Below are 26,010 nucleotides of genomic sequence, written 5' to 3'. Positions count from 1 at the left end.
TTTAATTTTATAGTTCAATAATACCATCTCAGTTTGTTATTTAATACGTTTTGTTATTAAATTTTTCAACAACTATTAGCTTTATCTATACAAAAAAGGCATTGAACCACTTATAAATAGTTCAATGCCTTTAAATTTGTTATTAAATTTATTTTTACCAAATAACAACACGTTTTTCTGGATCAAGCCACATACCATCTTCTGGTTTTACATCAAATGCCTTGTAGAATTCTTCTTGACATTGTGATTGTACGTTAGCTCTTTCTGGACCAGGAGCGTGAACATCAACAGAAACTTGCGTCTTAATTGATTCTGGCAATTGCTTATTTGCCCAAACACGAGCGAAGTTTTCGAAGACTTCCTTCATATCTCCCCCTTCACCCTTGTTAGCTTCAACTGCAGCAGTAAGTCCACCTTGGTCAGCAATATTTTCAGAAACAATTTGCTTACCATTTAAGGTAACTGGACCGTATTCAATACCATTGAACAAGTCAATTTCATCTTGAGTACGCTTCTTAAATTCGGCAAAGTCTTGGTCAGTCCACCAATTCTTCAAGTTACCAAATTCATCGAACTTAGCACCGTTGTTGTCGAATGCGTGAGAAATTTCGTGGGCAATAACCACACCAATTCCTCCGTAATTCAAGCTACGTGATTGCTTCAAGTCATAAAATGGCTTTTGCAAAATTGCAGCTGGGAAAGTAATGTCGTTTCTTTGTGGATCGTAACATGCATTTACTAAGTTACCTGGCATGCGCCATACAGTGCGGTCAACATCTTTGTATAGCTTATCTAAGTTATACTTCAATGCGACCTTACCAGCTTGAGCTTCGTTAGCGTACAAGCTTCCACCTTCAGATTCTGGGGTTACTTCGTAAAGATCATAAATTCGTTCAATCTTTTCTGGGTAACCAATCTTCAAAATCAAGGCACGTAACTTAACGATAGCTTTCTTTTTAGTTTCTTCACTAAGCCAAGAGTTGTCGTTAATTCTTTGTTCGTAAACATCAATCATCTTGTGAATCATGTCTTCAACGTCAGCCTTAGCTTCAGCACCGAAGTAAGTTTGACCATAGTAAACACCAACTACTTCGCTAAATAAGCTGTTTGCCATGTGGTAGGCTTGCTTAGTACCAGATGACAATTCTGGTTGACCTGACAAAGCCTTGTGGAATGGAAAGGCAGCTTCACGGAAGTCTTGTGATAAGTAACTAGCAACGCTGTTAATAAAGCCAGTAACCATCCAGCCCTTAATTTCATCGAAGTTTTCTGGGCCTACTAATTCATTAAAGTGGTCCAAAAAGCGTGGTTCAGTAACAATGACACGGTCAGGTTTCTTATCAAAAATTTCACCCAAGAAGTAATCAATCTTGAAGTGCTTAAACTTATCTTCAAAGTCACTAAGTGAAACTGGGTTGTACATTGCTGGGTAATCTGCCCATTCTTCAGTAGACTTAACAACCTTAGAAAGTTTTTCATCAAACTTCAAGCCAGCTGCTACATATTCATTAGCTTGAGCTTCATCAATTCCAGCCATAGTTAATAAGTTAACCGTTTGTTTTGCCCAAACATCAAGTAAATCCTTAGCTGCTGAAGTTTCATAAGTAGTGGTATCAGGCAAAATTAAGCCAGCTCCACCAAAGTGAAGTGCGTGAACCTTAGTGTTCTTCATGTCAGCATCAACATAAAAACTAAATGGCAAGCCAAAGCCATTCTTAAATAAATCAGCTGATTTCAAGTTGAAGTCTGCAAAGTCACGTAAATCAGTCAAAACTGCTAAGTCAGCCTTAATTGGTTCAGCACCATCAGCGTTTCTCTTTTCAAAATTGTTAGCAATTCTGTAAAGTGCAACAGCCTTACCAAAGTTAGGAACCTTAGGCAATTCTTTTTTACCAGAAGCAAAATCAGCAAAGTCTTGCATCAAAGTCTTTTCAATATTAAGATCAATGCCATCAAAACTACTGATACGGGAGCGATCTGAAGGAATCTTAGCCTTTTCAAGCCATTCAGAGTTTACTGCTAAATATAAGTTATCTTGAATGCGAGCATTTGTATCTGGCTTAGTAATATCGCCAGCTCCACCACGAACATTAAAATGAGTCATTAAATAATACCTCCTTAAGAGAAAAAAGTTTTCAAAACAAATGATACCATTATTAAATTTTTTAGTCTAATTTTAACAGGACTTTTACTTGAATATTTCCAAGCTATTTTTCAATCTAGCATGTAGTGGAATCAAAACTACAATCATCAAAAAGATCCCTAAAGCCGCCACAATAAAGAAATTAATGTAACCAAAACGATCAATCACTAGTCCTCCAAATAAAGGACCTAACGCACGGCCAATTGCCGATGTCGACAAGGTTAAGCCTTGATACTTACCTTTACTTGAAGTCGGTGACAAGTCATTGACGTAAGCAGGAATAGCTGGCATCGCAGTTGATTCACCAATTGTCAAAGTTACCATAGAAAATACAAAATGCGCATAATCTTTGGCAAAAATTAGCGTAACAAAAGAAATCGCAAACATTGTTACCCCAAAGATCACCTGGTGAAAAATCGATTTAAAAATATTGGGAAATTTACTCAAGAGTGCTTGAACAAAGACGATAATTCCGGCATTAATTGTCCACAGTAAGCTGTATAAGTGGAACGGAATTCCCAGTGAAACCATATAAACTGACAAGTTTGACTCCCAGTTCATGTACATCAGCCAAATCACCGCTAGCGTGGTATAAAAGCCGATCGTCAACATCAAATTGGATTTAGGCATCGGTTGAAGTTTTTGTTTAACTTGCTTATCCTTATTAGCCATCCGTTCTTTATGAAATTGAATTATTGGACGGTAATTAAAGATCGTATTTACACTAACCGCTACAAACAAGCATGCTGCAATAATGAACAAGAGTGTGACTGAATAATCATATAAGTAACCAACTGTTAATGTACCTAATACGACACCAAGATTTTGGGCAAAATAAATCACGTTAAAGACGTAGCGCCCTGGCTTAGACTTAATACTAGTCGCAATCGAATTGATCAAGGCTCCATTCCAGCCACCTAAAAGACCTGTCAAGGTCATCCACACCCAGTAAATTGGCCAGCCGTGAAAAGCTGCCATTAAAAATAGGACTAAGGCATCTAAACTACCACCCGCAATTAAGAGATAGTATGGATTCAAATGATCATATGCCCAGCCTGCTACAAATGACCCTAGCATGTTTGCTAAACAGTTAAAAAGCAGCACAACCCCAATCATCGCAAGTGAAACATGCAGGCGCTTATTTAAATAAACTGACGTTAGAGGCCAGATAAAACTTGCACCAATCCAGGTTAATAATTCACCTAATAAAAGCCAATGCAGTTTTATTTCATCAGCTGGCTGTTTTCCATGTGCAGTATGCAATCTTATTTCCTCCAATTCTTTACCATTCAAACTCTAGTCTAGCAAAAAAGACATGGATATTTCCATGTCTTTTCGCTTAAAGAAGTAAGTTCAACTACTTATCTTCTTTTTTCTTTTTGCGTCTGTCGGCTAAGCCAAAGAGTCCTAAACCTGCACCTAAAATTGCTAAACCAGCCACAAATGGATTATCTGAAACAGCTCCTGTTTGAGGAAGTGTCTTCTTAACGACTCTTTCACCGATACGGGTAAGTTTACCTGCGTGGTAAAGAATGCGTCCATTTGGTCCAATTACATCGCCATTAGTAGCAATGTGGCTACCCTTAGGGAAGACCTTGCCGTCTGGTGTAACGACTTGACCTTTGCCATTTGTATGTGGCTTGTTTGGAGTAGTAGGTTTGTTGTTTGGTTTATTATTATCATCCGGCTTAGTGTGTGGATGATCATCTGGCTTATCGTCAGGTTGAGTGCCGCCACTATCTTTAACGATCTTAATAATCGTTACACCATTTTCGATCGTAATTGTAGTTGGCAATTTTTCTCCATCAGCTAACTTGTAACCTTCTGGCAGCTTGAGATCAACTGAAACTTTTGAACCATATTCTCCAGTGTAGGTCTTAGAATCAACTACATTGCCGTCACTATCGACGAATTTCACAATCTGTTGAGCGGTTTGCGGAATTGGTGGTTGAGCATTCGGAGTGTATTTAATTTCTACAGTCACATTTCCAGTATCTGCCGTTACATCTACTTTACCTATTGAAGTGATGGTAGTAGTCTTTCCATCTACTGTTTGCGTAATATGCGCAGTGTAGCCTGGGATTGTTTCTGGAGTATAAGCATCCCACCCATCAGATGAACTTGCCAACTTCCAATCACTGTAAGTTACTTCACCTGTAACCTCATCAAAAGTTGCTGTTCTTGTAAACTTAACTACTTGAGGAGGGAGGGTTTGTTTAGTGCCGTCAGGTTTAATCACAGTAATTGTTCGAGTTGGAGTCTTTACAAGATCCTTCATTGCTGGATAGTTCCTATTTGGATTACCAGGCACCTTGCCAGTTGGAATTTGATCCTTTGGTGTATCTGGGGTTACTTTGATGGTCTTATGTCTGATCTTAATAGTAACTGTTGGAACCCCATCTGCAGTTGCAGTCACTGCCTCAGGAATGTCTTGACCTGGAACAATCTCCCAGCCTGCTGGAACTTCGGGAGTTATCTTAACACTTTCACCGGTCTTACCAGAAATTGGTGTATTACTAATTTCTTTTCCATCACCATCAACGTAAGAAATCTTACCTGATTGATCGTTTGGAGTGTAAGTAATCGTGATTGTACTATTGCTATCAGTTGCTTGCACCGTAACTTCTGGAACCGTCTTGTCAGCAGTGTAGCCAGCAAATTCTTTAGGAGTAAAGGCTGCCCAAGTATTCTTACCATCAAGCGCGGTCCATTCACCTTCACTACCAGCAACTAACTTGCCAGTTACTAGATTATAAGTTGCTGTTCTAGTGAATTCAACTGTTTGTGGGTTCTTTTGATCAGCTGGAATTTGAGCAAGTTGGTCTTGACTCAAACCACTGTAGTTGATTGTACGAGTAATATCCTTAACCAAACCATTTTGCTTGAACCAATCCTTGTCTTTTGGATCTGGATTAGTATCAGGTTTAGTTGGATCAACTGTCACTTTCTTTTCAGTTAAGTGAATAGTAATTGTTTGATCCTTAGCTGCGGTGAACTTGTAACTTGTTGGTAAAGTTTGTCCATCAGCTAATTCGTAATGATCTGGAACCTTCAAATCAAGATTATCAATTGTTTGATCAGTTACACCGGTCTTGGTGATTGTTTCACCAACTTGGCTTTCATTATTATCATCATCAACAAATTTGATCGTTACTGCTTGCTCATTAGCCGTATAAGTAATCGTGATTGAACTATCACTATCAGTTGCTTGCACATTAACAGGTGGAACCGTCTTATTAGCAGTGTAGCCAGCAAATTCCTTAGGAGTAAAGCCTGCCCAAGTACTTTTACCATCAAGTGCGGTCCATTTACCTTCACTATTTGCAACCAATTTACCAGTTACTAGATCATAAGTTGCTGTTCTAGTGAATTCAACTGTTTGTGGTTCCTTTTGATCAGCAGGGATTTTGTCAAGCTGAGCTTGAGTCAAACCACTATAGTTAATTTTACGAGTAATATCTTTGACTAAACCATTTTGCTTGAACCAATCCTTGTCTTTTGGATCTGGGTTGGTATCTGGCTTAGTTGGATCAACTGGAACCGTTTTATGAACTAACTTGATATTCAAGTTTTGTTGCAAGTCTTTACCAAATGTGTAGGTAGTTGGCAAGTCTTGACCTTGTGCCAATTCATAGTTGTCAGGAACTTTCAAACCAAGATCAGCGATTGTTGAATCATAAGCACCAATCTTAGTAATAGCCTTCCCAACTTGCTTATTACCTTCAGTTGTATCTTCAAAAGTAATTGTCAAAGTAGCATCCAAAGTAAATTCAGCAGTTGAAGAAATCTTCAAAGCATAATTTGGATTTGCAGCTTTAAGCTTTTGGATACTATCTGGAGTCAAACTAATTACATAAGTACCAGCTTGATCAGGATTTCCGACAAATTCATAAGTTAATCCTTCTGGAATCGTAACTCCAGTTGCACCAGTTACATGGTAGTTAGCGGGATCAATTTCAGCATTAGTGCTTTCCTGACTACCAGAAATCTTAATCATTGCTTCAGCTGGGCTAATTACATACTTAAACTTGCCACTTTCAGTTACATTGTAGTTTGGATTATCTGCTTGCAATTGAGTAATTCCAGATGGTTTCAATGCAATGTAGTAAGTACCGGCATTAGTTGGCGCATCAATCTTATTACCACTAGCATCAAGCCATTCGTAATCATCAGCAGAAATATTAGCAGTGTTCAAGCTTTCGCCATCAACTAATCCGCTTGGAGTAAATGAACCGTCAGCTGGGTTAAGAGTTGCTGCTTGTCCATCATAAGTCTTACCAGCGTTAACACCAGTCTTTTCACCAAGAGTGACGTTTAAGTCCTTCTTATTAATGGTAAAGGTTGCGCTGCCAGTTTCACCATCAATCTTAACATTGCCATTGCCAGCAACACTGTTGATAATTGCCTGAAGTTTTTCAGGATTAATCTTGATTGTGTAAGTACCGGCATTAGTTGGTGCACTAGTTAACTTAGTACCATTCGCATCATACCAGTCATAGTCACCATCTTTGAGCTTGTAGCTGCTATTGTTGTCACCTGGGAAGATGAAAGTAATCTCGATATTACCAGATGGGCTGTTAATTTCAGCAGTTGTGACAGCTTGGCCGTCGTAAGTCTTATCGTTTTGACCGCTAAGAGCAGCACTTCCTGTAGCTTGATTAATAGTGTAAGTAAACTCACCACTAATTGCGCCGTCAGCAAAGCTGTAGTTAGGGTTTGCATTCTTAATCTTATCGATTGAACCATTCTTGATCTTCAAGTAGTAAGTGCCGACGTTTGTTGGTAAACCAGTCATTACATGACCTTCAGCGTCATACCATTCGTAGTCGTTAGCAGTTAAACTTGAAAGATCTAAGCTTTGTCCTTCAACTAAACCACTTGGTGTCCAAGTAAGTTGATCTAAAACAGAATCAACTGTCGTGCCTTGAGCGTTGTAAGTCTTCTCACTATTGTCACCTAAAGTATCAGTAGCAGATTTTTGATTAATCGTGTACTTCACAGTGCCGTTAACTGCAGTGAAGTGGTAGTTCGGGTTAGCGTTTTGCAAAGTCTTAAGAACGCTATCTTTCAAACGTGCTTCGTAACTACCTGCGTTAACTGGAACTGCATCAAGCTTATTATCGTTTGCATCGTACCAATCAAAGTCACTAGCAGTAATGCCTGTATCAGATAATGGAGTATCAGCAACCGTACCATCACCGCTAATTGTTAAACCAGAAACATTCAAGCTTGCGTCTTGACCATCGTAGGTCTTACTTTGATCATCACCGTTAATTGTGACATTGGTGATGTCTTTTGGCGTAATCATAAATGTAGCTTGACCTGATAAGTTATCGACAGAAATGGTTACATTCCCTTCGCCAGCTTTAGCATTAATTGCAGCTTGTAAGTGAGCTAAACCAGCTTGGGTCAACTTAAGAGTATAAGTGCCCGCATTAACTGGAGCTTGGCCCTGTGAAGTATTCCAAGTGTAATCTCCATCTTGGAGCTTGTACGTAGTATTAGCACTAGCTGGGAAGTTTAAGTTGACAATAATGTCACCACCATCATTAATTTGAGCAGTAGTTACACTGGAACCATCGAATACCTTTTGGTTAGAACCTGATAAGTTTGCCTTAGCAGTTACCTGACTTACATCAAAAGTAGCATTACTATTAAACGTCCACTTATAGTTATTACCATGGTTTCCATCAAGAGCCTTTAGCTTAGCTTTACCACTATCAGATAATTCAACAGCGTAATGACCAACATTAGTTGGATCACCATTGATAAATTGCAAATCCTCACTCGTCAATGTAATAGTTTGGGCTGCACTACCATCAGCTGTATAAATCGTTGCTGAATAAGTGTATTTTCCTGACTTGAAATCGTTTGGTGTAATTGAACTACCAGTATAACCTGTACTGTCAGTACCACTTAATTCCACAGTTGCCTCACCTTGGGTAACCGTTAATGTACCATGACTAGGCACATCAGTAGCTACTTGTGGATATGCATAATTAGTTCCTAAAGCTGCCTTAATGTGCTCTAATCCCGTAGCGCTTAAAACAACCTTATAGAAGCCAACATTACCAGGAGTTTGATTAAAGACTAAGTCACCAGCTTGAATTGTGTAATTCAAAGTTGTGCCATTTTCAGTCTTAATTCCTAAACTAAATCCTTCTGGAGCATTTTGAATTGCGGTTTTCCATGCGGTAGAGCCGTATTCCACTGACTTATTTTCGCCAACGCTAATCGTAACTGGCATTTGATCAACGAAGAAGTTAGCCCGAGCTAGTGAAGCTTGCGTCCAATCATAGTTAGTTGAACCTGTTAAATCATGCAACTTCTTCAAGCCTTGGCTGGATAACTTAACTTCATAAGTTCCAACATCATCTGGAGTTGTAACAAATTCCAAATCACCAGTAGTCAATTGAATATTAGTGTAAATTGGCTGCTTATCATTATTCACAGTATTGTTGTGAACTGGTGCAGTAATCGTCATGGTGTAGCCATTGTCGCCACCATATTGAATAGTAGGATCTTGACCATACTTAATGTGCTGAGCACCATTGATTGTGACAGTAGTTACAGCTGGTGTAATTACATAGCTAGCTGGATCATGTTCAGTTTCAACTATATTTGTATCTCCATTTTCAGAAAGGGCATTAGTATCAGTACCTTCAAAATCATAGTCAGGATATTCTTCCTTCAAACGGTTAATTAATTGCTCAGAAATTACAACCTTGTATGAACCAACATTGGTTGGTAAAGTGCCATCTTGATGGTTTTGAATATAAACATCCCCAGCTTGCAGCTTTCCAATAATTGGCTTAGGAGTTATTGCATCATTCCAATTACTTAATTCTGCTGTATATGCGGCAGGATCAAATAGAAGAACTGTACCATATGGAGTTGTTTGATTTCCTGTTAATGTTAACTGAGCTTTGTGAGCATAAATAATATAGTTAGCTGTGCTCGTTGCCTGACTAATATCATAGTTGTTAGCACCGGTTAAAGCCTTAATCTTAGCCATTGCTGCAGCAGTTAATTGAACATGATAATTTGGTCCAGTTTGAACACCACCACGGAAGTTAGCTTCTTTAACTGGTTGACCAGCAGCATCAACAACCTCAAGATCATCAGCAGTTAAAGTGAAGCTCCCTAATCCAATTGGTTCATTAGCTGAATTACCCCAAACTAGCTTAATATCACCATCATCAATCTGTTTTTGAGTAACTGAAGCATTTTGACCGTTGTAGACCTTAGAAGCAGTTCCAGAAACACCTATTTCGAGAGTAGCTGGATAAATGTGGTAGGTAATGCGTCCAGTAATGGTGCTTGCGCCATCCTTATTAGTGAAGATATAGTTAGGGTTAGCACTCGCAAAGGCCTTTTTACCAGCTTCATTCAACTGTAAGTAGTAATCTCCAGCATTGACTGGAACTTCAGAAAGTGGCTTACCATCATTATCTACCCATTCAAAGTCCGCACTGGTTAAATCAGGAATAGTTAATCCTTCAGTATTGTTGAAGCCAAAGTTCTTCTTGATTTCGGCATTATTTGGATCAAAGACAACTGCTTTACCGTTATACTCGCTCTTTTCTTCACCATGCAACTGAACATTTGGTGCAACAGCTTGCTTAATTTCAAATGCAGCTGAACCTGTATTAGTTCTAATTAAGTTAACATTGCCAGCGCCGACAGCAGTGTTAATTGCATCTTGGATCTTATTCAAGCCTTGCTCAGTTAAAGTAATGGTGTAATTACCGACATCCTTAGGAGCAGTACTATCTGCAGTGTTCCAAGTGTAGTCACCGTCTTGCAAAGTGAAGTTTGTTGGCAAGTTAGCAATATTAGTACCACTAATAGCTACCTTAATAGTTGAATCATTTGCATAAAGATCAGCAGTTGTTACAGCAGACCCGTTGTAAATCATTGAACCATTGCCGCTAAGTTCAGTTGTTGCAGTAGCAGGTGTAATTGTGTAACTGCCTTCACCCTGTGATGAAGTTGCGTTCCAAGTAACATTGTCTTTATTAATTTCCTTAATGTGATCCCAGCCTGCTTGTGATATACGAACTTCGTAGTGACCAACGTTAAGAGGAGCTTCAGTTGTCCAAGTATCGCCTACCTTAAATTCGATATCGCCGCTAACCAGCTTATAAGTTGGGTTATTTGGTTCATGTAAGGTAACTGAGAAGCCATTTAAGAGATCAGTATTAACGCTTCCAGTGTAGACATGAGTTGGATCTCCACTAAAGATTGCTGAAGCAGGAGCTTTATTAATTACTAAATTACCAAAACTAGTACCTTGGCTAATCTTGTAGTTATTACCTACTGCATTTTGAACCTTAGCAACACCTGCATCAGTTAAAACAATGTGATAAACTCCACCAGCATTTTCAGCAGTGATTGGTTGACCACTTGCATCGACGATTTCAAAGTCGCCTGATTCAAGTTGGACATTCGTCATTGAAGCAGTTGCACCAGTAGTGTTACCTGCAGCATTAGCAAAGCTTACAGTTACACTGTTTGCGCCATCAGCATTGTAGACAACGTTGATTGGTGAACCAGTGTAGGTTTCAGCTTGTGTGCCTGAAACATTTACAACATTTTCAGATGGAGTAATGGTAAAGCTTGCATCCCCACTGATTGCGCTAGCATCAACAATTGCATTAGCTTGATCATTTTGACCAGCACCTGAAAGTTCTTGTACCTTTTTAGCGATATGAGCTTTACCAGCCTCAGTCAATGTAATCGTGTATTGGCCAACATTAACCGGATCAGTGACTGCAGTATTATTTTGACTAAATGTGTAATCGCCATCTTGCAAAGTGTAAGTTGCATTATTTGCACCTGGGAAAGTTAACTTAACAACGATTTGACCATTGCTGTTAACTTCAGCATTGCTAATGGCTGCACCATTGTAAACTTTAGAGTTGCTGCCGCTTAATTCAGCTGAGCCTTGAGCTTGGCTAATTACGTAACTACCAGTCCCTGATACAGTTAAAGCGTAGTTAGGATTGTTAGCTGCAAGTTTAGCAATTCCTGCAGCGTTCAATTTAATACCATAAGTACCAACATTCTTAGGATAATCAGCTTCAGTGAGTGGATTACCGCTAGCATCAACCCATTCGTAGTCGCTACCAGTAAGGCCAGTCGTATCAAGTTTTACAGTTTGACCACCTAAAGTAGTAGTAATTTGCAACTGAGTTGGATCAATCTGACTAGTTACTTGAGCATCGTAAGTCTTACCGTAATCACCAACATTGCTTACATTAGCTGTAGCCGCAAGTGGAGTAATCGTGTAGCTAGCTGTACCTGAAATTGCATTGTCAGCAAATTTAACGTTAGCTTGACCATTTTGACCGCTGCCTACTGCATTCAAGATAATCTGCTTAATAGCTTCTGGCTTAAGTGAAATCGTGTAAGCCTGGCTGTTAGCATCACTTGGCGCCTTGCCATCTGGAGTATTCCAAACAAAATCATCAGCAGTTAATTTAACTGTAGTTGAGTAATCGGCGTTGCCATCTTTTGGATAGTGCAAAGTCAAAGTGATGTTGTTGTTAGCACCTTGATCATTCAATTCGTCAACAGTAACAGCTTGACCGTTGTATGGACGAGTGCCGCTGCCACCTAAAACCGCACTTGCATTAGCTTGAGTAATTGTGTATACACCAAGACCCTTATTAGTTAAAGTGAAGTTCTTGTTGTGGGCCTTTAAAGTCTCAAAGCCACTATTAGTCAACTTCACGTAGTAAGTGCCGACATTTTGCGGATTGCTAATTGAATTACCTTGTGCATCAACCCATTTGTAACTTGCACTGTCAATACCTGTCATATCAAGGTTAACTGGTTGACCATTAAGCGTAGTAGTAATAGCAAACTTGCTTGCATCAATTGAACTAGTTGGTGCACCGTCATAAACCTTGGTGTAGTTACCTTCTGTCCTATTAGCTAAAACAGCATCACCACTCAACGGATTAATGGTAAATGTAGCATCACTGGTAATTGTAGATTTGCCATCTTTAGTCCAAACGATACTGTTATTACCATACTTAGACTTAATTGCATTTTCACCTTGAGTGGTTAAACGAACTTGGTAATGATCAGCATTAGTTGGTAAAGCTGTTGTCCAAGTTGTGCCGTCAGTTGAAAATTCGACGTCACCTAAGCTGAGGCTCATTGAACCAGCATTAGCAGTTGGACCAGTTACGGTAACCTTTAATCCAGTAGTTGGATTATTCAAATCAGCTATGCTAATTGGATTACCAGTGTAAGTAGTTGAGCCGTCACCAGTTAAAGTGGCTGTTGCTGTAGCTGTGTAAGTTACATTGATAGTAGTTGGCTTAGTGGTGCTATTAACTGTTTGAGGCTGAATTGAATCAATTGTAGTTGTTACCCCATCAACAGTTTGAGTAATTACTGGCTTGTAGCCATCTACTGTTGGAATTGTATATGCCGGCCACTGATTAGTTGCCCAGTTAGGAGTTGTCCAGCCGCTTCCAGTAAATCCATCAAAAACAACACCTGTATCATTGGCATTAACTCTGACAGGTCTAGTTAAGGTGACATCTTGATTAGTAGTAACAGTAGATTGACCAGGCTTAGTTATGTTAATCGTACGGGTAATCTTCTCTTCAACTAATGGCTTTGCTACATAGTATGTAGTTAGTTCATTACGCATATACCAAGTTGGATCAGTATTATTAGTAAAGACTGTATTCGTCCAATAAGTTGGAGTAGCAAAAGTTTGAGTAGAATATGCATTATTCAATTGCATATAGGCAATAACATAGTCATTTCCAGGATCTGGCGGAATGACATTAAATGAACTTGGCTTACCGTCAGTTGGAATACCCCAAGAACCAGAAATAATGTGGAATCCTGGATTTGCCTTATCACCTGCAGAAGTATCCCATTGCCAGTTATTATCATAAACTATCTTGTTGGTAGTCGGATCTAAAGTACCGGTCTTATCATAAAAGACTTGAATCTTAGAATCTGGTGCGAAAGCTTGACCATCACGGTCGCCGCCAACAATCTGAAATTTAGCGGTGATTGTTCTAGCTTCGGTTTTATTTGGAACATATAAAATAGTATGAACTGGCTGAGCTTCATAAGCTGTAGCAGCACTTGTATATGCTGTTGAAGCTTTAGATGGATCTGTTTGACCACCTTCACCATCAGTATTCCAAGTTGGATATACGAATTGGTTAGCTGGAACTTTATTAGTGTTTGAAGCGGGTCCACCAACGTAAGCTGTATAACCTGTTAAAGTTGGCACATCAGCTGTAACAGTTCCCCAGGTTTCAGGCAAATTAGTCCATTTTCCAGAAACAACATTGTATCCTGCTTTGCCGCCATTACCTGTCTTTTGAGTATTCCATTGCCATGGACCATAAGTGATATTTTTAGTTACTAAGTCCTTGGTAGCCTTTCTGGTGTAGTATACATCCAATACGGCTGAATCAAAGGCATTACCGTCTTCAGTATAGGTGCCATCATCATTCACTTTTGCTTTTACGTAGTTTACAGTGACTTTTCTGGTTTCTTGGGCTTGTGGATCAGAATTTGTCACATCTTGAGTTCTATGCTTAAGGTGAATGGTCATTGTTGCGCCAGTTAAAGCATCTTCAACCGCAGGTGTGGTCTCCCACTTAAAGTTTGGAACAGTCCAGTTACAGTCTGGATTAGTAAATGGTACACCATATGAACCAGTAATTGTAGCACCTGTTGGTACACCGTCAATTCCAACAGAATAATAATCACCTGCATTTACACCTTCTGGGAAAGTTCCTGCTGGGAATTTAATCCAATCAAATCCACCATTACCAGGGTTAACTAAGTGATCTGAATAAAGTTCTTTGTTTTCATCATCATCCCAGAACTTAAGTGTGAAGTTCATAATTTGTTTTACCGAAACCTTCACAACAGTCTCATCGCCAGTAAAGCTAGGAAGCGTGTAAGAAGTTGGAATTGATGCACCTTGAACAAGTTGGTAATTGTCAGGAACTTTCATTGTAAAGTCAAGCTTGGTGTCTTTGCCTGCGATGAATTCTTGAGTGTAAGTGTCACCTACAATATCATTAGTCTTACGATCGACAAATTCAAACGTTACTGGCTGCGCTACAACAACCTTAGCTTGAACATTGTAGTATGAACCATTTTCATCAGTTAAGGCGCCTAAAGTGCCAGCTGGAACAGATACGCGAATGGTAGCGGTTTGGTTACCACTAACTAAACTGCCGTCAGCATTTGTCGGTAAGCCTGATAAGCTGAAAGTTGGCTTGTAGCTTGTTGCCTTCTCTGGGAAAGAACTCTGTTCACCATCTTTACCAGTCTGAGTGTAAGCTTGGTAGTTAACTGAATTACCATCATAATTAGTTAAATTACCGCCTTGATTTTCACCATTAGCAATACTATTGCCTTGACCGCTGTAGCTGGAACCATCAGTTTTAAATTCTTGGCCATCAACTGCAGTCAGCTTCGGAATTACGTTAACGTAAACCTTGATTTCCTGATTTAGGCCACTTGATGGGTAGTGAACAGTAATTAAACCTTCGTTGGTTTTATTAGTATTAATGTCAGTCGTCCAAGCTGCAGTGTGTTCTTCCCAATTGCTTGGCAAGTTCAAAATACTATCAATAGACGGGACTTCGCTACCTTCGACGATATTAATTACACGAGAATCGTTAATTGCAACAGCCGCGGTAGCTACTGGCGTTGTCGTCGTTTCTTGCTTACCAGTACTATCTAAAATTGGCTTGTTATCAGTCGCATTAAATAATGGATAAGTTGCCGTAATTTGAACGTTAGTGTAAGAACCTGGCACCGTCCAAGTTGGTTCACCATCAGTAAACTGGAATGTCGTACCTTCAGGAAAAGCCGACTTATTTTTTACTAAATCAGCTGCGGTTAAAACAGTACCATAGTCGACCGTTTCACTCTTTACGTGAACATTGGCAATTGTTGAAAGTGTAACATCTTTGACTAAAGTAGACGTACCAGTAGGCAGAGTTATCTTAACCGTTCCTGTATAGGTTTGTCCTGCTTTATCAAGAGTAATTGTTTCGGGTTCATTAGTTGCTGGATTTAACCATTCAAATTTTGTCCCTTCTGGCCACTTCGTATTATTGTCCAGAATCGGATTTGCTTGGACGTGACGGAGTGAATTTTCAATATTAGCTTGAATAGCAGCTGCTGTGTCAACTGGACCATCACTCACATCAATTGGGTTTGGACTAGTGGCAGTTGTCGGATAAAGTGCCCTAGCTATAGCAGTTAGACCATAGTAAATAGTTGGCGAGTTGGCAGCTACATTGGTAGTGCCACCTGTTCCGACATTTTGGAAGAGATCAGTAGTGTACTGGGCAACTTGTTTAACAAAGTTCTCAGTTCCAGTTGTGCCGTCATATGAAATGCTATTGCCGTTTGCATCCAAGTTCGAAAAGATCACTGGTTGATCGCTAGCATTGGTTTGACCAAAACTAGCATTAACCGTAATCGCCCATTGCCCTTGAGTGCGCGCACCTTTAAGCTTTAGCCAATTCTCATTACTGGAATGCGAAAGAGAGGTTGAAGCATATCCATCTGTCTTTGCTGGCCACTCTTTATTTAACTCTTCGACATTTTTAAATACATCATTTTTGAGATAAGCATTATTTTGACTAAACTGTGAAAGGTATGGCACATTAGGGTTTGTCCCTTGATTATAGAAATATAAATCTTGCAATTTTGGCAAGGGAACATAGTTAACCTGAACATTTTGACCAGCTGAGTTTGGTAAACCCGCTAGTGACATCGTAAAGTGATTAGTCTTAGCGCTAGCTAAATCAGCTGGATTAGTCCAATCACTAACGTTCGTCGTTACCCCGAGACTATAAGCTAAGGCATAATCTTGATAGAAATATTGGCCCAGCGTCTGCGCACCTTTACTGGGATCAAAGCCGACTTGCTGAGTATTATTTGACGGAAGCAAAGTACTATCGGCATCATTAGCATAAGTCTGCCCTTGAGCATTGATTACGGGATCGCCGTCTGCATCCGTGGGAATATCAGTGCGTAATTTTAAGCCCTTAACAATGTACGGCACCTTAATCGTATAAGTTCCGACAGTATTAAGAAATGGGGTTTCTATTCCCATATCTTGGTTATAACCAGTCAAAGAAGTATCGTTAACAAAAACATCTGCCCAGTGAATTCCTTCAGTTGAAGTATCTAAGGGGCTTACTAAGTGAGCAGTTACACCAGCTGGATCGCCTCCAGCCACACTTTGCCCAGGACTAATTAGACTATGCTCTGAATCATTGGAATCATATAATACATAGCCATTAGCGTCTGGTTGATCAAGTGAAGTAACAGTGTCACCCACATTTCCTACATAGTAAAAAGAGTGTCCTTGCTGAAGACCAACTTGAGCGTTCAGTGTAAATTCAACATCAACAGTTGTTGACTGTCCATTTGCATAAGTGACTTTGATCTTACCACTACCGGTTCCACCATTCACTCCGTCAGCTGCAGTCCCGGTGTCAGGAGTACCATCCCAAGTAATTTTGGCGCCAGCTGCTTCAAGCTGAGCTGCATTTTGGATAAATTTAGCAGCATCGCGTTCTGTTAAAGTTGAACCAGCGTTAGCCATCGCACCGTCTCCAATTGTGTAGACAATTGGGGTAGTGTTTTCAGTAGCTACTTTACTTTCCTTGAGGGCATTAGCGGTAAGTTGGGTAGCTGGTTTATTAGTTAAAGATAGAGTTTGGGTATCGCCTTGGTTTTGGGGTTGGTTTTTAGCACTATTTTCTTTAGTAGTTTGATCTGCTTTTGATGATGTAACCACTTCTTCTTCAGTTTCATCGGCATGCGGAGTTACTGGAGTTGGAATGGAATTTTCTTTAGTTTTATCTATTTTTGCAGATTCTGATTGGGATTGAGTTTGATTTTTTTCTGAATCTTGAGAAGTAGTATTTTGCGTAGAAGTATTATTAGTAATATTATTTGAATTTTCGTTTGTAGAAGTTTCTTGATTTGAAGTTTTTTTATTTAAATTAAGGGGAGCATTTGGCGTAGACGTTGTAGTCTGTCCCCCTCCGCCTTTTTTATCACTTTGTTGGGTCGTATCGTCTGAAGTATTCGTATCAGCGTGTACAGTTTGTCCTTCATTCACTGTCAAAAATAGCGTAGACAGCAAGACTGAACAGGCACCGATCGTTAATTTTCTGATGCTAAAACGTTGTTTTGTATCTAGGTCTTTTTTATTGAATAACATTTGCGTCTAATCCCCTTAAATATTAATCTAAATTATCACTCTATATTTTAACACTATATGGTGGTCAATACCGCTTACTTAGCGCTAAATAATAGAAATTTAATATAACGATAAGACCCTTTTTACCTTATAAAATAAAATAACTCAGCTAGATGAATTGACACATTATCTAGCTGAGTTATTTTTATAAGCTCTTTTTTTCTTGTTTAAACTTACGAATTTTCGTCACATCTTGGGCAACTTCAAGGCAGCCCAAATACTGCCCTGACTCGTCTCGCACCGCAAAATATTGTAAGTACAAATATCGCTTCATACGTTTAGGTTCAAACCAAAATTCATACTTATCCTTTTGGCCTGAATGAAAGGAATCCAAAATTTTTTTGACGGTTGGCACGCTTTCTGGAAGGTGGCATGAATAAACAGAATTGCCAAGTGCGTTTTTTGAATGAGGAAAAATCTCAGCTCCACCGCCAAAATAAGCCACCTTATCATTTTCATCGATAAAAGTTATCGCAAATGGCAATAAATCTAAGATTGCATGTAATTGCTTTAAATTTAGCTTTCCTTCTTTAAAATTCAAAATCAAGTCAGCTAAATTAGTAAAAGTTGCCGCATCGCTTGCCGGCTGAGTGTGCTCAACACGCACCTTCCAATTCATTGGTTTTTGAATTAATGTATAGCCAATTTGATCTTCTTCTTGCTTAACACTATACCAATCTTGGGCGCTTGCCACTTGATCTAGCATTGGAATCATGATTTGTTCTTCTTTAACAATCATCTCGCGCACTTCATAACTTACTTTTCTAATAGCCGACTCAAGTCGACTCATATCAAGCTTTGGAGCGTTTGCAATTTCAATAGCTTGGCTGATTAATTTGCGAATTTTGTCATCGACACCCCACATCACTTGAGGAGGTGCGGTAATGCCATATTTATTCATCAATGGAAAAATCGACGTTTCTTTACGGGCGTAATGTTTATCGATTTGAGATAAGTCTTGCAATTCTTTTTGAATTTTAGCTAGTGCGTCTGAATCGCCATTTTTTAATTTTTCAAAATCTGGCAAGAGTGCATCTTCAATCAGTGACTTAATTACCAGATTCTCTAACTTAATAGTATGCACAGGATGACCTGGAACAGAAAAATCAGGATTATCTTTACTACGGGCAATATTATCTTTAAATAAATCCACATGGACATTACACAAGTACTGGATTTGTCGCGGATCAAGGCCGCCAGCAATTAGTGCACGTTCAGCTTTCGTAATTTCACTGACATCAACTTGGTCGAATTCTTCTTTAAACATTTTCTTCGCAGTCTCTAAATCTCCACCATCTTGAATAAAATGGAGGATCTTTAAGAGTGCTGCTTGTCTTTTACTAGTTTGGTTCATTTTGCTTCCTGTTGAAAAATAGTGTGGTTTTGGTAGGGCTAATCGTTCAGGCGATTAGCTTTTTATTTAGCTATCAATCACTTTATAGCCTTTGTTTTCAAAGGCTTTTTTTATTTTATCTAGATCTAAATGCATCGCCTGAGCACCTAATGGAATCGTCATCACTCGCCCCACTGTTGACAATAAGCCGGGAATCTTGATCCGGCTAAAGCCACAATCGTACATAATTTGAATAAAATCAGGATACTCGTCAGCGAGCTTTTTAATTGGAACACTAAAGTCAATGATCTTTTCTTTTGCTTCAGTGTCTTCAATTTCATCTTCTTGATCAAGTGCTTGCTGATTATCGAGCATCCCTAGTTGCTTTTTAGCTGCCTGCGTCATTTTTTCTGGGCTCCAGACCGGATACCAGACCAGCTTGATATCGCATTCATCAATGCCATCTACGCTTAAGACTGCTTTTTGAATTTGATTTTGCAAATATGAAGACAAGGGGCAGCCCGAGATAGTTAACGTCATCTTAATAGTGGCATGGCGGTCTTTAATATCAATTCCATAAATCAGCCCCAAGTTCACTACATCGACGAGCAACTCGGGATCTTGCACCTTTTGAAGAGCAGTCATAATTTGATCAACTAATTGCAGATTTTTTTCTTGCATCTTTTTACCTCAAAAAAATAAGAGAAACAACTCGTCTCTCTTATTCTACCGAACTTAGCGGACTAATTTATCCCAAATTACAACTTTTCCAGCTTTGAAGGACTTTTGGACATCAATAATTCTTTGGTTGCTTGAACCTCTGAACTGCAGAGTTAAATCTTTTAAGTCATCCATAAAACGCCCATCAACTAAAATATCAATTTTAGAAAGCATCTCTTTTTTGTCGGGTGTTTCTTTTTGTAATTCATCCCAAGTATAGCCTGACCAAGACCAAATGTCCTTGCTATGACCGAACTCTTTACGGACGCGATTAATTAACTTTAAACAAACCCACGTATTCAAAAACGGTTCGCCACCTAATAAGGTTAAGCCTTGAACATAAGACTGTGACATATCTTCGATGATCTTGTCTTCTAATTCTTGAGTGTAAGGCTGACCATAGTTAAAGTTTTGCGCAGCTAAGTTATAGCATCCCGGACAATCAAACAAGCATCCGCTGACATAAAGACTGCAGCGCACCCCTTCACCGTCAACGAAGTTAAAGGGCTTATAGTCTGCAATTTTATGCTTAGAATAATCTTGCGATATCCACTCACCGGGCTTAGGATTTTTTGGCATCCGGTGCTGCTTTTTTAACTGTTTAGCGTGCTCGACTTGGGGCTTATATTGGTTAGCGTCGACAAAGATAGTGTCGCCACCAATATTAACTTTAATTAAATTACCGCGGACGTCAGGTCCTTCTTGGTTGTTTTTATCCTTTTCAGGCATTAATATTCCTTGTTCTTTCTAATTTCTTTACTTGCCACTTGCTTTTCCATGCCTAAGTTCATGTGCTTTACACGGTGGACAATTTCTTCGTGGCGTCCATGAACCATTGGCCGCTTAAGAGGGTTGCCAAGATAGCCACATGTACGCTTTACACAGTCACAAGTTTCAGGGTCATGATTACCACACTTAGGACATTCAAAGCCTTTGGCCGTTGCCTTAAATTCACCAGCAAAGCCGCACTTGAAGCAGTGGTCAATTGGCGTGTTCGTACCTAAGTAGCCAACTTTATCATAAGCCCAATCCCAGACAGCTTCTAAGGCTTTTGGATTTTGCTTTAAGTTAGGATATTCGCAGTAATGGATAAAGCCACCAGCTGCATAGTATGGATATGGTGCTTCAAAGCTCAACTTTTCAAATGGAGTTGGGTGTTTTCTAACATCATAGTGAAATGAGTTAGTGTAGTATTCCTTATCAGTGATGTCTTTGACCTTGCCGAACTTCTCAGTATCAAGTCTGCAGAAGCGATCTGTCAAACTTTCACTTGGAGTTGAATATACACTGTAGTGATAGTGGTTAGGATCTTGTTTTTCCCACTGAGCGCAGTAATCATGAAGCTGCTTGACAATATTAATCGTAAATTGGTGCGCTTCTTCGTTATGTTCCCAGTTAGGTCCATAAAAGACAGTTCCTACTTCGTACAGTCCAATATAGCCAAGTGAAATAGTGCAGCGGCCGTTAACAAAAAGTTTATTAACATCGTCATCTGCATTCAGACGCTTGCCAAAAGCGCCGTATTCATAAAGTATTGGCGCATTGTCAGGCACAGCATCGCGGCAGCGTTTAGCTTTAACTTGCAAAGCTTCATGGGCAGTTTGGACTTTTTCTTTAAAGATTTGCCAGAATAAATCCTTATCACCCTTTGATTCCATCGCAATCCTTGGCAAGTTCAAAGTAACAACTCCCAAGTTCATCCGGCCTGAGTTAACTTCTTTGCCGGTTTCAGGATCCTTCCAGCCTTGCAAAAATGAACGACAGCCCATCGGTGCTTTAAATGAACCGGTGATCTTTTTAAGGGTGTCATACATTACAACATCTGGATACATTCTCTTAGTTGAACATTCTAAAGCAAGTTCTTTGATGTCATAGTTAGGATCGCCTGGGTGAAGGTTAAGTCCTTCTTTCAAGGTAAAGACTAACTTAGGAAAGATAGCAGTTCTCTTGTCTTTGCCTAAACCTTCAATTCTGATCTTAAGGATAGCTTTTTGAATTTCACGTTCAATCCAGCTAGTTCCTAAGCCAAAGCCCAAAGTAGTAAATGGCGTTTGCCCTTGGCTTGAAAATAGAGTATTGATCTCGTATTCAAGTGCTTGCATTGCGTCATAAATGTCTTTTTTGGTCCGCTTTTTGGCGAAAGCCTTAATCTTTTCTTCGTCATCAAAGAATTCGCTAGCTTCCTTGATATTTTTGTGGTAGTTCTTTTCTGCATATGGAGCCAGTACTTCATCAACGCGATCGGCGCTGCAGCCACCGTATTGACTTGAAGCTACATTAGCAATGATTTGCGACATTTGGGCCGTTGCCGTTTCAATAGAATGAGGTGTCTCTATATTGGCGTTTCCGATCGTAAAGCCATGACCCAGCATCTCTTTAAAGTCGATCAAGCAGCAGTTAGTGAGCGGACTAAGTGGAGTGTAGTCTAGGTCATGCCAGTGAATATCACCACGCAAGTGAGCCTTAGCAATGTGTTCAGGCATCATTGTTAATCCAATAGTCTTACCTACCACACCAGCAGTTAAATCACGCTGAGTTGAAAAGACACGCGAATCTTTATTAGCGTTTTCGTTAACGATTGTTGGATCGTGGTGGACCAAACGCTGCAAACGGTTAGTAGTTTTGGTTTGCTCTTTAAAATTAAGCTCATCTTGACGGCGGAAGTCAATGTAGCTTTGAGCTTGTTTGACAAAACCTTCTTGTCTAAGAGTGGCAACAAAGCTTGCCGCAATATCTTGGGCGCGGACATTAGTTTTATTATCCAATTTTTTAAGAATGATTGGTAATAAAGTTGCTTCTTGATCTTGAAGGCCTAATTCTTCCAAAATCACTTGTAATTTGTAGAGTCCGAAATTATAAACGCTACCGTCACGTTTAGTAACTTTTTCGGGGATGTTTAAGTCGTTTCTAATTTGTATTTCGCGGCGTTGCTTTAACATAGTTAATTCTTCTTTCGTTAGATAGCATATGTCTATTCTAACAGAAAACACAACATATTGTATGTTGCAGAATCCGAACAATACATTTTGTAGGTGCAAAAAGCCTGTAAGGATAGGAATAAGAAAATTTAAAAATATTTTTCAAATTTTGTATAGGCTTTCAGAAGACACAAAAAATGGTGAACTCGATTTTGAATTCACCATTTTGATTTATAAGAAAGAATATTATTTAGTTTTTCTTTTTACGATCTGCAGCAATTCCAAATAAACTTGCCACTCCAGCAATTGCTAAACCGATGAGTGATGCATTGTTTTGTTTTGCACCAGTTTGTGGCAATGGTCTTACAGTTGAATCATCTTGAGCAGACTTAGCTGCAGAAGCTGAATGTGAAACGGCTACATGAGTTGAAGTATTCACTGCAACTACGTTAGTAGCAGTTGGAACTACACTTGCATGTGGTTTAACTGTTTCTTCATTATCAGTTTCTGGCTTAGTTGGTTGATCTTCACCATGAGGTGCTGGAACATCAATGACATCGGAGGAAGTATTGTCATTGTCAGTATCTGGAATATTTGGTTGAGGATCTGGAGTTGGTTGTGGTTCAGGTTGTGGAATTGGATAAACTGGCTTTTCTGGATCAACTAATGGTTCACCAGTTGCACTGTGTTTTTTAGCATAGTGGATAGTAATTGTTTCGTCCTTAGTGGCTGCTTCTTTTGCCACATCTTTATCTGTAGTAAAGTAGCCGTCGATCTTTGGTAATTTCACTGCGTCAAAGTTTGCAGTACTCCATTTTGTTAAGTCGGTTTCTTTCTTTGTTGTTGGATCTACTGAAACTAACTTAGTTACTGTTACTGTTTGAACTGTCGGGTCCTTTAACTGTTTACCATTTTCATCAACATACTTGATTGTTCTGGTGTAGTCTTGGCTTCTTTGTTCTACTGCAGGTTTTGCGGGATCTACTAAAGCATCCCCTGTTGCACTTTGTTTCTTAGTGTAGTGGATGGTTACTGTTTCATCCTTGGTAGCTGGGGCCTTGACGATATCTTTTTCGGTTGTGAAGTAGCCATCGATCTTTGGTAAGGTTACTTCGTCAAAGTTTGCAGTACTCCATTTTGTTAAGTCAGTTTCTTTCTTTGTTGTTGGATCTACTGAAACTAACTTAGTTACAGTTACTGTTTGAACTGTTGGGTCCTTTAGCTGTTTGCCGTTTTCATCAACGTAGTTGATCGTTCTGGTGTAGTTTTGACTTCTTTGTTCTACAGTAGGTTTTGCGGGATCTACTAATGGAGTTCCGGTTGAGTTTTTACCAAGCTTGATTTCAAGAGTTTGATCATCTGCTTGAGATAAAAACTTAGTAGCCAAAGCTTGCTTAAGATCTGATTCATTAATTACGTAGTCTTTTTGTAATTTACTTAACACATCATCCCAGCGAGCTTTTGCGCTTTGATCATCAGTTGTAACTTGCCTACCTAAAGTATTTCTGCCATCAGCATAACTATACAAATCAAAACTATCAACTGTTTTCCCTTCATTGGTAAAGTTAACAGTTATCTTTTGCTGAACATTAACGTGATCTTTTACTTCGTAAGCTCTTCCATCAGCGTCAACAATTTTAATAATTACGGGAACGCTATCACTTGCCTTGGTATAATCTGGTGCTTGAACCCATTCAACTGTGTAGTGATTATCTTTTAAGAGCTGCTCACTATCAGAGAAAATTATACTATCTGCCGTCAAATCTTTGTGATGACGATCGTTTGTCTTGTATGCGTCAGGTGTGTATGTATTAAAGACGACAACATTATAGATGCGACTCGTTCCATCTTTAGACACTTTAACTGGATATGCACCTGCTTTATGAATATCAATCTTTGAAGTATCTACGACCGAGTCAGGAGTAAACATGTTTTTAACTTCTTGGATATAAGTTTGGTCGTCATCGCCAGGCATTTGAGCTTGTAACAGTGTTGGAGAATCACTATTTTGAGAAATAACCTGTTCAACTGGGATAAAGAAGTTAGAAATGTTGCCAGTGCCAAGTTTAATTTGCTTACCTTGAGCATCATAGAATTTAAAATCAGAATGATAGTAGTAACCGTTAGGTACATTGGTAATGCGACCATAGTCGCCTAACTTGTAGCCATAGTTTTTAAGTAAATCTGCCAAGCGCTTATAAGGGCCAGTGAGATTTACCTGGGCACCTGCGGTTAAGTAATCATCATTTCCTGGCTGGTAAGTATCTCCAGAGAAGTTATTAACTTGAGCGTCACCTTTTTGATAAGTAGGATATAAGCCATCTTTTACCAACGCATCAATAACAGTTTGGGGAACTGAGTGAAGATCTCTAGTACTTGCATTAACTCCAGTAATATCTACTAAGAAGTAATCCTTTCCAATTTGATTATCCAAAGTAGTCTCTACTTCAGTATGGTGTTGATTAACACCAGTTTTGTACCAAATACCTATTTGATCTGAAGTAACAATACTTGGATAACTTGTAGGATCCTTATATTTAAAAGGCACAACAATAGTTGCTGTCTTACCAGCAGCTAAATTACCACTTACAGTAAATCCACCAATCTTAGATGGATCTTGGGCAGCTTCTACTGCCGACTTTCCAAAACCAGTTGAGCCTACTGGATTAGCAAGTGAAAAACCACCTAAAGTTAAGCCTTGCTCAGTATAATTACCACCAAAAGTAATACTACCTTGAGCGTCTTTGCCTGTGCGATCACTGTCTATGGCAAAGTTATTATCACCATGCCAAGTAGGAAAGATATAGGCATAGTCACCATAGCCTGTAATAGGTTGAGTTTTATCAGTAGGGTTAGTAATAGTTATTGTTACATTTGCGTCAGTAGCGACACCGGAATTATAGACAATATTTTTGCTGGTTGGACCTACTTCAACAGTACTTTCTTTACCATTATTCTTATTTTTAGCAGAAATCGTAAGTTTGGTTTCTACACCGTTTTTATCTACAAAACTTGGTTTAGATTCGTTGGCATTCTTAGTTTTTGGATCTTCGTAAAGAGCATCGGCATTCTTTTTATATTCTGCATTGTAATCTTCGCCTGGCTTAGGAGCTTCAGATTTAGCAACTTGCTTAGTTTGTAATTTATCATTTGAAGCAGTTGCTCCCTGTGAATCCTTTACTTCTGTAGTTGATTCAACAGAGTTATCAGATTTAGTTTTTAAGATAGTAACATTGCTCTGACTAGTCGTGTCTTTATCATCAGCTTTTACAGCTGCTGATGCATCTTTATCATTTTCATTAGTTGTTGCTGCATGTACTTGGTTTTGGTTGCCAAATAATACCAAACCAAACATTACACTAACAGCGCCAATAGTTAACTTTCTAATTGAAAAACGAGGGTGTTGTTCTTGTTGCATCATTCATCCATCTCTTCTAATACATCGATAATTTTTATTCTTTCATGGATTATGATAACACCGGTTATTTAAAAATCAACTACTTTAATTGTTATATTTCACTTATTTTTTAAAATACTAAGTTAACGTCTATCTTAATATAGCAATGATTTTAATTCCAATCCCGTATACATTTCACAAGCATAAAGTAGT

The 26,010-nt window shown here is 39.1% G+C and carries 8 protein-coding genes; all 8 read right to left on the bottom strand.

The window, feature by feature from the left end; translation table 11 throughout:
• Nucleotides 1-154: 154 nt before the first annotated feature.
• The gene (locus Q0Y70_RS02980; RefSeq protein WP_297816325.1) at nt 155-2,104 is read right to left on the bottom strand and encodes a M13 family metallopeptidase; all 1,950 of its coding nucleotides are present in this window, start codon (nt 2,102-2,104) and stop codon (nt 155-157) included.
• Between the two features lie 84 nt (nt 2,105-2,188).
• Nucleotides 2,189-3,406, bottom strand: a complete 1,218-nt coding sequence (locus tag Q0Y70_RS02975) for an MFS transporter (protein WP_297816323.1) — start codon at nt 3,404-3,406, stop codon at nt 2,189-2,191.
• Nucleotides 3,407-3,500: 94 nt separating this feature from the next.
• On the bottom strand, nt 3,501-17,390 hold the full coding sequence (locus tag Q0Y70_RS02970; RefSeq protein WP_297816320.1) for an MBG domain-containing protein: 13,890 nt from the start codon (nt 17,388-17,390) through the stop codon (nt 3,501-3,503).
• 184 nt (nt 17,391-17,574) lie between these two features.
• Nucleotides 17,575-18,783 (bottom strand): DUF438 domain-containing protein, encoded by a 1,209-nt coding sequence (locus Q0Y70_RS02965; protein ID WP_297816317.1) that lies wholly within the window; start codon nt 18,781-18,783, stop codon nt 17,575-17,577.
• A gap of 66 nt (nt 18,784-18,849) precedes the next feature.
• Entirely contained in the window at nt 18,850-19,443 is a 594-nt protein-coding gene (locus Q0Y70_RS02960; protein ID WP_297816314.1) for an iron-sulfur cluster assembly protein, read from the bottom strand.
• 54 nt (nt 19,444-19,497) lie between these two features.
• The gene (gene nrdG / locus Q0Y70_RS02955; protein ID WP_297816311.1) at nt 19,498-20,211 is read right to left on the bottom strand and encodes an anaerobic ribonucleoside-triphosphate reductase activating protein; all 714 of its coding nucleotides are present in this window, start codon (nt 20,209-20,211) and stop codon (nt 19,498-19,500) included.
• A complete protein-coding gene (gene nrdD / locus Q0Y70_RS02950; RefSeq protein ID WP_297816308.1) occupies nt 20,211-22,421 on the bottom strand; it encodes an anaerobic ribonucleoside-triphosphate reductase in 2,211 nt (736 codons plus the stop codon). Before nrdD ends, nrdG begins: the two co-directional genes overlap by 1 nt.
• A 229-nt stretch (nt 22,422-22,650) precedes the next feature.
• Nucleotides 22,651-25,821, bottom strand: a complete 3,171-nt coding sequence (locus Q0Y70_RS02945) for a mucin-binding protein (protein WP_297816305.1) — start codon at nt 25,819-25,821, stop codon at nt 22,651-22,653.
• Between the last annotated feature and the right edge of the window lie 189 nt (nt 25,822-26,010).

The organism is uncultured Lactobacillus sp., assembly GCF_947367085.1.
Lineage (GTDB): Bacteria > Bacillota > Bacilli > Lactobacillales > Lactobacillaceae > Lactobacillus.
This window is presented reverse-complemented; position numbering and strand designations above follow the sequence as displayed.